This window comes from Neisseria animaloris (assembly GCF_900637855.1).
In the GTDB taxonomy this organism is placed as follows: domain Bacteria; phylum Pseudomonadota; class Gammaproteobacteria; order Burkholderiales; family Neisseriaceae; genus Neisseria; species Neisseria animaloris.
Map to the genome: position 1 here is coordinate 2,156,887 of NZ_LR134440.1, position 13,373 is coordinate 2,170,259.

The 13,373-nt window shown below is 48.3% G+C and carries 12 protein-coding genes and 2 tRNA genes; 11 read left to right on the plus strand and 3 right to left on the minus strand.

Going from position 1 to position 13,373, the window contains the following annotated elements; translation table 11 throughout:
- Positions 1-25: 25 nt before the first annotated feature.
- Positions 26-544 (minus strand): RNA pyrophosphohydrolase, encoded by a 519-nt coding sequence (locus tag EL216_RS10135; protein ID WP_054600166.1) that lies wholly within the window; start codon positions 542-544, stop codon positions 26-28.
- Positions 545-868: 324 nt separating this feature from the next.
- Between EL216_RS10135 and EL216_RS10140 the strand changes: the two genes are divergently transcribed.
- Entirely contained in the window at positions 869-2,038 is a 1,170-nt protein-coding gene (locus tag EL216_RS10140; protein ID WP_085390200.1) for a polyamine ABC transporter substrate-binding protein, read from the plus strand.
- Positions 2,039-2,223: 185 nt separating this feature from the next.
- Here EL216_RS10140 and EL216_RS10145 read toward each other — a convergent pair whose 3' ends face one another.
- Complete coding sequence (locus EL216_RS10145) at positions 2,224-2,832, minus strand: NUDIX hydrolase (protein WP_085390201.1); 609 nt, start codon at positions 2,830-2,832, stop codon at positions 2,224-2,226.
- Between the two features lie 195 nt (positions 2,833-3,027).
- On the opposite strand from EL216_RS10145, the gene EL216_RS10150 reads away from it, so the two are divergent.
- The 7 genes from EL216_RS10150 to EL216_RS10180 all read left to right on the plus strand — a co-directional run bounded on the left by EL216_RS10150 (position 3,028) and on the right by EL216_RS10180 (position 8,683).
- Positions 3,028-4,890, plus strand: coding sequence for a tetratricopeptide repeat protein (locus EL216_RS10150; RefSeq protein ID WP_085390202.1), 1,863 nt, complete (start codon positions 3,028-3,030; stop codon positions 4,888-4,890).
- Positions 4,891-5,102: 212 nt separating this feature from the next.
- Positions 5,103-5,690, plus strand: coding sequence for a lipoprotein insertase outer membrane protein LolB (lolB, locus tag EL216_RS10155; RefSeq protein ID WP_085390203.1), 588 nt, complete (start codon positions 5,103-5,105; stop codon positions 5,688-5,690).
- Between the two features lie 19 nt (positions 5,691-5,709).
- The gene (ispE, locus tag EL216_RS10160; RefSeq protein ID WP_408633986.1) at positions 5,710-6,561 is read left to right on the plus strand and encodes a 4-(cytidine 5'-diphospho)-2-C-methyl-D-erythritol kinase; all 852 of its coding nucleotides are present in this window, start codon (positions 5,710-5,712) and stop codon (positions 6,559-6,561) included.
- A 5-nt stretch (positions 6,562-6,566) separates the two neighbouring features.
- A tRNA-Gln gene (locus tag EL216_RS10165) sits at positions 6,567-6,642 on the plus strand.
- A gap of 16 nt (positions 6,643-6,658) precedes the next feature.
- Positions 6,659-6,734: transfer RNA gene (locus EL216_RS10170), tRNA-Gln, on the plus strand.
- Between the two features lie 323 nt (positions 6,735-7,057).
- Positions 7,058-8,044 carry a ribose-phosphate pyrophosphokinase gene (locus tag EL216_RS10175; RefSeq protein WP_107879702.1) on the plus strand — a complete coding sequence of 329 codons (987 nt, stop codon included), beginning with the start codon at positions 7,058-7,060 and terminating at the stop codon, positions 8,042-8,044.
- A gap of 66 nt (positions 8,045-8,110) precedes the next feature.
- Positions 8,111-8,683, plus strand: a complete 573-nt coding sequence (locus tag EL216_RS10180; RefSeq protein WP_085390206.1) for a 50S ribosomal protein L25/general stress protein Ctc — start codon at positions 8,111-8,113, stop codon at positions 8,681-8,683.
- Positions 8,684-8,822: 139 nt separating this feature from the next.
- Here the strand turns inward: EL216_RS10180 and EL216_RS10185 are convergent, their stop codons facing one another.
- Complete coding sequence (locus EL216_RS10185; protein WP_085390207.1) at positions 8,823-10,127, minus strand: replication-associated recombination protein A; 1,305 nt, start codon at positions 10,125-10,127, stop codon at positions 8,823-8,825.
- Positions 10,128-10,330: 203 nt separating this feature from the next.
- Here EL216_RS10185 and EL216_RS10190 point away from each other — a divergent pair, with 203 nt between their 5' ends.
- From EL216_RS10190 to EL216_RS10200, 3 genes are all read left to right on the plus strand, one after another.
- Complete coding sequence (locus tag EL216_RS10190) at positions 10,331-10,693, plus strand: hypothetical protein (RefSeq protein WP_085390208.1); 363 nt, start codon at positions 10,331-10,333, stop codon at positions 10,691-10,693.
- A 283-nt stretch (positions 10,694-10,976) separates the two neighbouring features.
- A complete protein-coding gene (thrC, locus tag EL216_RS10195) occupies positions 10,977-12,389 on the plus strand; it encodes a threonine synthase (RefSeq protein ID WP_085390209.1) in 1,413 nt (470 codons plus the stop codon).
- 38 nt (positions 12,390-12,427) lie between these two features.
- Complete coding sequence (locus EL216_RS10200; protein WP_085390210.1) at positions 12,428-13,198, plus strand: BUD32 family EKC/KEOPS complex subunit; 771 nt, start codon at positions 12,428-12,430, stop codon at positions 13,196-13,198.
- Positions 13,199-13,373: the final 175 nt, after the last annotated feature.

Sequence of the window (13,373 nt, forward strand, 5' to 3'; positions counted from 1 at the left end):
GACGGCCTGAAAGCGTTTGGAGGGATTATTTGAGTTCCAGTTGGCGGCGGGTGAATTCTTCCAGCGTTTCCAAACCGCGCAAAAAGCGGGAAAGCTCGCTCAATGCGCCTTCGTACACGCCGCGTTTGAAATCAATCACTTCGTCTATCGGTGCCCAATATTGATGCCAACGCCAGCCGTCGAATTCGGGGTGGCTGGTCGCGCGCAGATGCACGTCGCTTTCGCGGCCCACCAAGCGCAACAGATACCAAATCTGCTTCTGCCCGCGGTACGAACCGCGCCATTCCCGCCGCACCCAATGGGTAGGCACGTCGTAACGCAGCCAGTCGCGTGTCCGGCCGAGTATCTTAACGTGATGCGGCAGCAGGCCGACTTCTTCCAAAAGCTCCCGATACATCGCCGTTTCGGGGCTTTCGCCCGGTTTGATGCCGCCTTGCGGAAACTGCCACGAATGCTCGCGCACCCGTTTGCCCCAGAATACTTCGTTGCGGTCGTTGGTCAATATAATACCGACATTGGGGCGATATCCTTCTCTATCCAGCATTTCGTGTCGCCCTTGCATAAAATTCAATCATAGGATTTTCCCATAAATGCAGCTGATTTGACAAATTTGCAGGCCGTCTGAAGATTTTTTCCCATACTTGGCCGGGCCGTCTGAAAAAATTTGTTGTTTATGATGAAAAACCTATCGGAATTTGTGTTAAAAAATGTTTGTTTTTACCTTGTAAGGTATTGCATCTCAAAGGATTTTGCCGTTTAATTCGCCCTGTTGCCGAATGCTCGGTGCTTGCTGCATGCAGCCCGCTGCCGTTGCATGATTAATATTTTTTTGTACTTTTTCCGGTACGTTTTTTTGAAGGATAAGAAGATGAAAAAAACTTGGTTGGTTTCTGCCATGGCAGGCCTGTTTTTAGCGGCGTGCGGCGGTTCGGGGAACACCGATACGCAACAAACGGCAGAAAACACGGCGGCAAGCGGCGAACGGCAACAAACGGCGGCTGCTCCGGCAACGGGTAATCTGAATATTTATAACTGGTCTGATTATGTCGATCCGGTAACCGTGAGCGGGTTTGAAAAGGCCAACAAAGTCAAAGTCCGCTACGATTATTACGACAGCAACGAAACGCTGGAAGCCAAAATGCTTACCGGTAAATCGGGCTATGATTTGGTTGCTCCTTCGATTGCCAACGTCGGCCGTCAGATTAAAGCGGGTGCTTATCAGGAAATCGATAAAAGCATGATTGCCAATTACGGCAATATCGATCCCGATCTGTTGAAAATGATGGATCAGGTTGATCCGGGCAACAAATATGCCGTGCCTTATTTCTGGGGCATCAACACACTTGCCATCAATAAAGACCAAGTAACCAAAGCCTTGGGAACCGACAAACTGCCTGAAAACGAATGGGATTTGGTATTCAATCCCGAATATACCGCCAAACTGAAATCATGCGGCATCAGTTTCTTCGACAGCCCCACCGAACAAATTCCGCTGGCTTTGAACTACATTGGCAAAGACCCCAACAGCGAAAACGCTGATGATTTGAAAGCGGCTGTGGAAATGATGAAAAAAGTACGCCCCGACGTGAAACGCTTCAGTTCTTCAGGCTATATCGACGATATGGCGGCAGGTAATCTTTGCGTGGCAGTCGGTTACGGCGGTGATTTGAATATTGCTAAAAACCGCGCCAAAGATTCCAAAAACGGTGTAAACATCGAAGTGCTTACCCCGAAAAGCGGTGTAGGCATCTGGATCGACTCGTTCATGATTCCAAAAGGTGCGCAAAACGTTGCCAACGCGCATCAATACATCAGTTATACGCTTGATCCGCAAGTGGCGGCGAAAAACGGAAATTTCGTTACTTACGCTCCCGCCAGCAAACCTGCCCGCGAGTTGATGGAAAAATCATTTGCCGAAGACAACTCGATTTTCCCGAGCGAGGAAGTGAAGGCCAAGAGTTTTGTGGTTCTGCCGAAATCGCCCAATGCGGTGAAATTGAGCGTACGTTTATGGCAGGGTCTGAAAGCGGGCCAATAAGCATAAGCATCCGTAACCGGCAGGCCGTCTGAAAAGCGGTTTGGCATAAAAAGCACCGTAGAGATACGGTGCTTTTTTGTTTCAGACGGCCTCTGCTTTGTTTTTATGGTGATCAGGCCGTCTGAAAAGTATTGGGAAACTTTTCAGACGGCCTGTCGAACGTGCCGCATTATTCAATATGTTTTTCAAGAGGAAACGCACAGAGTGTGTTGTTCGTAGCGTTCGGCCAAATCATACAAAATTGTAGCGGTCAGTCCCCAGATGTCGTAGTGCAGATACGGCAGAGTAGGCGTGCTGAGGGTTCGACCGTTATAGTGAAGCTCGCGGCTTTGGTAATTGTTTTTATCAAGCACAAAAGCGAGCGGCACATAAAATATTTCCGCTACTTCATCGGCATTGGCTTGTGTGGGCGGATTGTCCCTACTGAGGGCGGGGACGGGAAATACGGCGTAACCCGACGGCGTGTAATAAGGTTCGAAAGGCGGGAAAGTTTGCCATTGTGCAGAGGCAATGCCGGTTTCTTCGGCCGTTTCACGTAAAGCAGTGCAGGTGGGGCCATTATCTTGCGGATCGCACCGGCCGCCAGCCAGAGCAATCTGCCCGGTATGGTGGCGTAAGGTGTCGGAGCGGCGTGTCAGTAAAACTTCCCACTGCCTGGAGCGGCAAACCACGGCCAGGAGCACTGCTGCCCGGAGTGGCTGCGTTGCGGCAAACAGATGGTTACGGAGGCTGCCCGTTAGAGCAGGATAGCGTGCGGCTTCCTGAAAAAAGTGGCTGAGTTCGTTGTAAGTCATGATGCGTAGGCTGGGTGGAATGAGTTTTCAGACGGCCTTGTTTATTTCGATGTTGTGTTACATTTACGCCCTTGCAGATATGACTAACGCAAATAATCAACAAAGCGGCAGGCTTGTGATAAAGTATCGCACATTCGGTTACAGGCCGTCTGAAAAGTTTGCGGCCGTAACTTTTGAAGATTTGAGGAAATGTTTATGTTTTTTGGGAAAACCCGTGTTCATGCCGCAGTTTGGGCGGTGATGATGCTGTTTGTCGGCAATAGTTATGCCGCTACCAATGAAGCACCTAAACAAATGCCGAAGAAGGTGCAGGCCGTTACGGTAAAAAAGAGCTTTTATTCTCCAGAAGAGCATGAGCGGGAATATGCGCGCCGGGCGGGTATAGTCGAACGCGCGAATGAATTGTTTACTTTGCTGGGCGGCGAAATGGCTTTGCAAAAAGGCGAGGCGGGGTCGGCATTGGCAACTTATGTAATTATACTGAACCGCACCAAAAAGCCCGAAATTGCCGAGCGTGCGATGGAAATGGCCATTTCCCTACATGCTTACGAACAGGCCGAACAAATTTATCAAATTTGGCGGGAAATCGAACCCGTTCCGGGCAATGCTCAAAAACGCATGGGGTGGGCGCTCGATTTGGTGCTGGGTAAGACCGAAAAAACCGCAGACGGCCTGCAAGACGTGCTCAAAAATGCCGACGATGTCCACGCCCGCCGGGTGTTTCTGCTGTTGGCGCAGATGAGCATCCTGCATACCGATCTTGCCGGAAAAGCAGGCAAGGCGGTGCACCGTGCCGCCAAAAAATATCCCGAAATGCCGGAAGCAGCGATTGCCGATTTGATTTTCAGCGCCCAAAACGGTAAAGACAGAAATGCCGTTGCCGCTTTGCAGAAATTGTCGAAACTGGATGCCGAAATCCTGCCGCCTACCGAAGCCACATTACGTTTGGTGGCACAACGCAGCCCGCAGATTCTGAGCCGTTTCTTTACCGAAACCGATACCAGCAACCTTTCCCCCGTATGGCAAGAAATGGAAATCAGCAGCCTGATTGCAGACAATCAGCACGATAAAGCATATGCGCGTTTGCAAGCCTTGCTGAATCAGAATCCGAATGCCAATTTGTATATTCAGGCGGCGATCTTGTCGGTAACGCGTGAGGAAAACCTTTCGGTAACCGGCAACTATCTCGATAAAGCCTATCGTACGGGTACCAGTGAGCAAAAGAGCAGGGCGGCGGTTATCGGTGCCATGCGTTATGCCGATGTCAAACAATACAAGCAGGCTAAAGTATGGGCGGATAAAATCACCTCTCCCGATTATGTGTTCGACAAAGCTGTATTGCGCGCATCTATTGAAGCCGAAACCGGCAACGGCCGCGCGGCACTTGCAGAAGCTCGTCGTGCTCAACGTCTGCCCGAGCAGCAGGGCCGCTTCTTCAACAGCAACGATTTGCAACGGGTTTACCTGTTTGCTTTGGCCAAACACAACAATCCTCAAGAAGCATTGGCTGAATTGAATGCATTGGCTGCCAAAGCCCGCAGACAGCCCGACGGTGCGGAGCGGTTGCCCGATATTCTTTACCAACGCGGTATGGTGTATGTAGATCAGTTGAAACAGCCCGAAAAAGGCATAGCCGATTTCCGCCATTATCTGCGCTTGAATCCGAACAGTGCCGCAGGCATGAATGCGCTCGGTTACACGTTGCTGACATTGTCGCAGTCCGATAAAGAAGAGGCATTCAGGTTGATTCAGGCGGCTTATCAGCAAGAACCGGAATCCCCGGCCATTAATGACAGCATAGGATGGGCATATTATTTGAAAGGCGATGCTCAAGCCGCACTGCCTTATCTGCAATATGCGTTTGAGCAATATCCCGATCCTGAAGTAGCCGCACATTTGGGTGAAGTGTGGTGGGCGCTTGGCGAGCAGGAAAAAGCCAAAGACGTATGGCAAAAAGGTTTGAGGAAAGAAGGCGATAAAACCGCATTGAGACGCACCCTGCAACGTTTGGGTGTGAAACTGCCTGTTCCGGCCAAGAAAGCGAAAAAGAAGAAGTAAGGCTTAACTTGTCAGGCCGTCTGAGCAGCTTTTGCTGTTTTCAGACGGCCTTCTCCGAAATCACAGCTTATTCGGATGCCGCCGAACTTATCCCTCTTTCGACAGGTCAAGTTTGAATGTCCTGATACAAAACAGGCCGTCTGAAACCGGCTTAAAGCCTTTCAGACGGCCTTCCCTTATCATTCAAATCTACTCTACATACAGGTAACAGCATGAAACTCGATGTTTCTAAAATTTCATTGTGCACTGCCGTATTGCTTGCAGCTTGTGCACAGCCGCATATGCCGCAGCAAGAAAGCTGGCGCGAACAAACCAATATAGCCGACTTCGCCGCAGGCGGCCGCTTGGCAGTAAAAGTTAACGAAAAAGGCTCTTATGCCAATTTTGACTGGACTTACCAGAATCAAGTGCAAACCATCAACGTAAACACCCCTCTGGGCAATACCCTCGGCCAACTTTGTCAAGACAGCCGCGGTGTGCTGGCCGTCGATAACAAAGGCAAAGTCTATCAAGCCGGTACTGCGCAAGAGCTAAGCGAGCGTTTACTCGGCTACTCGCTTCCTGTGCAATACCTGCATGTTTGGGCAAACGGCCAGTGGGTCAAAAACGCCCCTTACCAACTTCTTTCAGACGGCCGCCTGCAGCAATTCGAGTGGACGATTTCACGTACCCTGAAATCAGACGGTTCGCCCCGCACTTTACTATTGGAAAGTTCCAAGCTGACTTTGCGGTTGGTGTTTGACCAAATGTCTCCCGCAAAAGACGGTAATGCACCCAAACAATGTGCCGCACGCAGATAACGGATAATTTGCCATGAGTATCCATATTCCACAGCATGCACAAGCTTTCTCCGCACCGGCCAAATTAAATTTGGATTTACGGATTACCGGCAGGCGTAGCAACGGCTATCACAATCTGGAAAGTATTTTCTGTTTGATCGGTTTGTACGACACTATCTATCTGGCCGTGCGTAATGATGGGAAAATCGTCCTGCATACCCCGCTTGACGGTGTAGAGCCTGAAAAGGATTTGGCCTATCGTGCCGCTGCCGCTTTGCAAATCCATTCAGACGGCCTGAGCGGTGCGGATATTTGGATGGAAAAGCGTATTCCCATGGGCGGAGGATTGGGAGGGGGCAGCTCCGATGCCGCAACCGTATTGCTCGCATTGAACCGTTTATGGCATTGCGGGCTGACAAAATCACAATTAATCGATATCGGCGTGAAACTTGGCGCAGATGTTCCTTTTTTTATCTTCGGAAAAAACGCGTTTGCCAAAGGCATCGGTGAGCAATTGGAGGAAATTTTTGTTCCCTCACAATGGTATGTTGTCGTCAAACCGCCCGTACATGTCAGCACGGCAGTGATTTTTTCGCATGAATGCTTGACACGGGATTCCGAACCCAGCATAATGCCGACTTTCCAAACGCTGCAGCCGTTCAGAAATGATATGCAGGCAGTCGTTTTTCAGGAATATCCTGAAGTTTTACAGGCTTACCAAACACTTCAGCAATATGGAAATCCTTTAATGACAGGCTCTGGTGCCTGCTTGTTTTTAAGGTTCAAAACTGAAGAAGAGGCCGAGTCTGTATACCGGCAAGTTTCAAATATATATGAAGCATATTGCGTGAAAGGTTTACACCAACACCCTTTGTTTGATATATCAGGTTGAAGTGTTGGGGAGTCGTCAAGCGGTTAAGACACTGGATTTTGATTCCAGCATGCGAAGGTTCGAATCCTTCCTCCCCAGCCAAGCTACCACCCTTTATTGGGGAGTCGTCAAGCGGTTAAGACACTGGATTTTGATTCCAGCATGCGAAGGTTCGAATCCTTCCTCCCCAGCCAGTTAAAAAGCGTGTAAGTTACCTTGCACGCTTTTTATGTTGATATACCTCTAAATTAAAATACTGAAAAACTACTTCGACAGATGCCGATAAACCTGATAATTTTTTTATGATATCCGCTCACTTTGGCCCATTCAGCCTATTGTGTGTAGCTTGGTATTTTTTGTATGATTATCCGGTTTATCTGCTATAAAGCCGTTCTAAAGGCTTTGATTGGCAGAGTAGGGCGCGTATAATGGCGGTTCTGTAAAAAAACGGTCACTGGCGAAAGGAAGCATGATGTTTTCTGAGCGGAACCCTAACATAAACCCAGGTGATGAAGATATGGCTGCATACGACAGTTTGATGGTGTTTACCGGTAACGCTAACCCCGAGTTGGCACAAAGAGTTGTTAAACACTTGGATATTTCTTTAGGCAATGCTTCCGTAGGCAAATTTTCAGACGGCGAAGTGGCCATTGAACTTTTGGAAAATGTGCGCGGACGTGACGTATTCATCCTGCAACCGACCTGTGCACCTACCAATGATAATTTGATGGAAGTGTTAACGATGGCTGATGCGTTGAAACGTGCTTCCGCCGGCCGTATTACTGCTGCCATCCCTTATTTCGGTTATGCCCGCCAAGACCGCCGTCCGCGTTCCGTGCGTGTACCGATTTCAGCCAAGCTCGTTGCGAATATGCTGTATTCAGCAGGTATTGACCGCGTATTGACCGTTGATTTGCATGCTGACCAAATTCAAGGTTTTTTTGATATTCCGGTGGATAATATTTATGCGACACCGATTTTGATTAACGACATTCAACGTCAGCGTATTGAAAACCTGACTGTTGTTAGCCCCGATATCGGCGGTGTGGTGCGTGCTCGTGCTGTGGCTAAAATGCTGAATGTGGATTTGGCTATTATTGATAAACGCCGCCCTAAAGCCAATGTGGCCGAAGTAATGAATATTATCGGTGATATTCAAGACCGTACTTGCTTGATCGTCGACGATATGATTGATACGGCAAATACTTTGTGTAAGGCTGCTTCCGCTTTGAAAGAGCGCGGTGCATCAAGAGTTTTGGCTTATGCCACCCATCCGGTATTCTCGGGTGAAGCAGTATCGCGTATTGCTTCTTCGGATATTGACCAAGTTGTGGTCACTGATACTATCCCGTTATCGGATGCCGCACGTCAGTGCGAACGTATCCGTCAGGTTACGATTGCCGGGTTGCTGGCGGAAACGGTACGCCGTATCAGTAACGAAGAATCTGTTTCATATCTTTTCAATGAAGATGTGTTGACAACCGGCAGCGTATTTCTGCCATAACCCTTATCGTTTGAAGCTGGTCGCGGTGGAAAACGATTATTTTGTTTAATTTTGGAGTATTTTAATATGTCATACGAAATTCAAGCTACGCTTCGCGATGCACAGGGCACTGGTGCGAGCCGCCGCCTGCGTCGTGAAGGTAAAACCCCTGCCGTTCTGTACGGTGAAAATCAAGAGCCGGTAGCGATTGCCGTAGATCACAAAACCGTGTACTACGCACTGGAAAAAGAATCTTTCCATACTGCGTTGATTAAATTGACTTTGGACGGCAAAACTCAAGAAGTTATTGTGCGTGATTTCCAAATGCACCCGTTCCGTCAAGAAGTTCAACATATCGATTTCCAAGTTGTTGATGCTGCCAAACCTTTGAAAATCCGTGTTCCTTTGCATATCATTAATGCGGAAACTTCTCAAGCGGTTAAATTACAAGGCGGTCGTGTTTCTTTGTTGAACACTACTGTTGAAGTGGTCGCTCTGCCTAAAGATATTCCTGCTGCTTTGGAGTTGGATTGCGCTTCCGTTGTGGCCGGTGATATTCTGCACTTGTCAGACATCAAATTCCCTGAAGGTGTGCAAAGTGTTGCCCTGAAACGTAATGCAAACTTGGCTGTTGCTACCGTAACCGGTAAAAAACGCTAATGAGCTAAAAGTAAAAAAATCCCACTGTATTTACAGTGGGATTTTTTTACTTAATATCGTTGTTTTCAGACGGCCTAATCTTTCAGATGGCCTAATCAATAAATTGAAAAAGATCGATTTGAGGCAGTTATTTCAACATTCACTTGTTTGAATCTTCATCCAGTTTTTTCAGCCAAGCCAGTTTTTCACTGATTTTGATTTCCAATCCCCGCGGTGCAGGTTGGTAAAAATCAGGTTCGGGCAAACCGTCGGGCATATAGGTTTCGCCTGCGGCATAGGCGTTAGGTTCATCATGGGCATAACGGTATTCGTGCCCGTATCCTAATTCTTTCATGAGTTTGGTCGGAGCATTACGTAAATGTACAGGCACTTCATCGCTGGCATTTTTTTTCACAAATTCACGCATTTGGTTATAGGCTTTGTATCCCGCGTTGGATTTTGCGGCCGCAGCCAGATACAACACGGCTTGCGCAAGGGCAAGTTCGCCTTCAGGGGAACCTAAGCGTTCATAAGTAGCGGCGGCCTCGTTGGCGATTTGCATGGCACGCGGGTCGGCTAAACCGATGTCTTCCCAAGCCATGCGTACAATGCGGCGGGCAAGATAGCGCGGGTCGGCTCCTCCGTCGAGCATGCGGCAAAACCAATATAGTGAAGCATTGGGATGGGAGCCTCGCACGGATTTGTGTAATGCGGAAATTTGATTGTAGAAACTTTCGCCGCCTTTATCGAAACGACGGATTTGCGTGCCGAGGCTGTCGGCAAGGAATTCCGAGCTGAGTTCGGTAATATTTTGTGTTTGGGCGGCACGTAAGAGTTGTTCCAATAGGTTGAGCAGACGGCGGGCATCGCCATCGGCCGTATTAATCAGTAACTCAAGGGCATCTTTGCTGATACTCATGTCGGCGTATTCGGGCAGGGCAAAGACTTTATCGGTGAGTTGTTGCAAATCGGCAGGGCTTAAAGATTGCAGCACATATACTTGGGCACGGCTGAGCAAAGCGGGGTTAACTTCAAATGACGGGTTTTCCGTAGTGGCCCCGATAAAGGTAAGCAGGCCGCTCTCGACATGCGGTAAGAAAGCGTCTTGTTGGGCTTTGTTGAAACGATGTACTTCGTCGACAAATAGAATCGTCGATTGCCCTTGTTGCAAAGCGATTTCTGCTTTTTCAATGGCTTCGCGGATATCTTTCACACCGGAAAATACGGCGGATACAGGCAGAAACTGGGCATGAAAACTTTGTGCCAAAATCCGTGCCAGAGTGGTTTTGCCAACACCGGGCGGCCCCCACAACAACATGGAATGGGGCTTGCCGCCTTCAACGGCGACCCTGAGCGGCTTGCCTGCGCCTATAAGGTGTTGTTGCCCGATTACTTCGTCCAATGTATGCGGGCGTAAGCGTTCTGCGAGCGGCGCGTCGGGTTGACGGGAAAATAAATCCGGCATGATGATTCTTTCTTTTCAGACGGCCTGATTATATAGCAAGGCGATTGAGCCATTATACCGAGTCGAAAGGCTTAAAACGATTTGCTTGTTTTGCAGTATATTGTTTTACCTAAAATTAAACTGCTGCGGTACAATGCCTGCCAATATATATGGATGCCGCCGGTGCGGCAATTATTTTATATATTGCAGAAAATAAAGGATAAATGATGAAAAAAATTATGCTGACGGCAGCCGTTTTGTTAACGGGGGCCTGTGCGACGGACGGCACTTTTTCAGGCAGTGGCATGGGTATGGCGGATTCGTTGGTTAGAACAGCCATAGACAATCAATGCAGGGTGGAACTGAACAACCGCAATGAATGGCGTATGGCTGCATTGGTAATGACGGCAAAGCAGCAGCGCGAATGGGAAGATAAAATCTGCGGTTGTGCCAGTGAAGAGGCTTTAAACCAGATGACTACTGCTGAAATCATGAAGGTGGTCAGCCCTGCGACGCGCAATCAAGCCATTGCTTCGATAACGGCTAAAACGGTAACGGCCTGTGTGAAGCGGGTGTTTCGCCAATAACTTTTCAGACGGCCTGTTATGGAAGAGGCCATCTGAAAAACATCAACGGCAGTTAAAGTTGAATACATGCTAAAACCCTACACCCTGAGGTAGAGAGGTATGTGTGTGTCCGGCATAAATGAGTGTTACGAGTATTATAATGAAAACTTATTCGCTTCAAGACGTGCCGTTATTTTGTTTACGGTTTACAATATCGGCTATTTGAAATCTGCCTCTTCTGATTTTTTCAGACGGCCTTAAAACACAAAAACATATTTTTCAATCATTTAAATAGAGAAAAAACATGAAATACATCAGCACCCGCGGCGAAACTGCGTATAAACCGTTTAGTGAAGTTTTACTGATGGGGCTGGCACCCGATGGCGGGTTGATGCTGCCGGAAACCTATCCGCAAATCGATGCGGTTACTTTGGAAAAATGGCGAGGTTTGAGTTATTCTGAATTGGCTTTTGAAATCATGAGTTTGTTCGTAACCGATATCCCTACCGACGATTTACGCGGCATTCTCGACCGCACTTACACCTCCGAAGTATTTAACGGTGCGGAAATCACACCTGTGCGCACACTTTCAGACGGCATCAAGATTCAAGCACTTTCAAACGGCCCGACCCTTGCGTTTAAAGACATGGCCATGCAGTTTTTGGGCAATGCTTTCGAATATGTGTTGGCAAAAGAAGGCAAAACGCTGAATATCCTCGGTGCCACCAGTGGTGACACCGGTTCGGCGGCCGAATACGCCTTGCGCGGCAAAAAAGGCATTAACGTTTTCATGTTGTCTCCCGAAGGCAAAATGAGCGATTTCCAACGCGCGCAAATGTTCAGCCTTCAAGATGAAAACATTCACAATATTGCAGTGGAAGGCATGTTTGATGATTGCCAAGACATTGTAAAAGCCGTTCAAAATGATGCCGAATTTAAGGCCGAATACCAAATTGGTACTGTAAACTCGATTAACTGGGGCCGTATTGTGGCTCAAGTGGTGTATTACTTCGTCGGTTATTTCAAAGCTACACAAAGTAATGAGCAAAAAGTAAGTTTCTGCGTGCCGAGCGGTAATTTCGGTAACGTGTGTGCAGGCCATATCGCCCGCATGATGGGCTTGCCGATCGGCCGTTTGATTGTGGCAACCAATGAAAATGACGTACTTGATGAGTTTTTTAAAACCGGCCGTTACCTGCCGCGCACGGCCGAGCACACTATGGTAACGTCCAGCCCTTCGATGGATATTTCCAAAGCCTCTAATTTCGAGCGCTTTATCTTCGATTTAACCGATAGGGATGCTGCCCGAGTGCGTGCTTTGTGGGCGCAAGTAGGTGCGGGAGAAGGTTTCGATTTAAGTGCGCAGCTTGATAAAATCCGCCATCAATACGGTTTTGTATCCGGCAAAAGCACGCACCAAGATCGCCTGCAAACCATTGCCGAGGTATATAAAACCGATGGCGAGTTGATTGACCCGCACACTGCCGATGGCATCAAAGTGGCGCGTGAAGTACGTGAAGTGGGCGAAATCGTCGTATGCTTGGAAACGGCGCTGGCCGCGAAGTTTGAAAATACCATCCGCGAGGCCGTGGGAGAAGTAGCCGTGCCGCGCCCCGCTGCGTTGGCAGGGTTGGAAAAATTACCGCAGCGCGTTCAGGTGGTACCGAATGATACTGATGCGGTCAAAGCCATCATCAGCAAAGTTTGTAAAAAATAAACAATTGCTGTGGTAACGGAAAAAAGAATTTAGATACGATGACGGATTATACGGCACAGTTAAAAACACTTGCGGCAAGTCAAAATGATACTGTTGCGCGCCATGTGTTGCCCGACGGTAAAGCCGTGTGGATACGAAAAGCCGGCAGGCATAATGCGGCATGGCGTTATCGGTTGCTTGGTTTAGTTGTAAAAGTTTTACATTTGGGTGTGCTTACGCCCGTTCCCAACTTAGGTGGGACTGCCGCTATTGCTATCGAAGCGGCACGGCTACACGAATTATCGGCGGCCGGAATATATGTGCCGGAGCTTTTGGCGCAGCAGGAAAACGCCTTGATGATGAGTGAGCTGGACGGACAAACGCTGTTGGATCATATTACTCGGGAAGCAGAACAAAAAAAGTTGGACAGCTGGTTGGCCGGAGTGCATGCCATTGCGGAAGTACATCGCAAAAAACAGTTTCTTAGCCAAGCGTTTGCACGCAATATCATGTCGGACGGGGAGCGAATCGGCTTTATTGATTTTGAAGACAATCCGTTTACCGTGCTCACTTTAGAGCAGTGCCAAAGTCGCGACTGGCTGTGTTATCTGCATTCCACGGTGCTGGTACTTCAGCGGAACGGTTTGTTGCCCGAAGCAGTGGAATTGCTGAAAGAATGCCTGCAACAGCAACCTCAAAACATCCAAACCTTGGTAAAACAGACAATCCGCCCCATATTGTGGATGCGGGTTTTGCAGCACCGCCGCTGGGGGCGTGATACTTTGCAATTGTCTGCTTTGGCCGGACTGTTTTATTTATTTGATTTATAAATAATATATGAACAATTAGGTATATAATGCAGAAGGCCGTCTGAAATGGTTTTCAGACGGCCTTCTGAAGTTTGGACAATTTGTTGCCGTTATTTCATCGGTTGCGCAGCTATAACAAATATTGTGATGAGAAAAGTTTTTGTTTAGAATCGTGCGGCTGCTCTAAACCGAATTT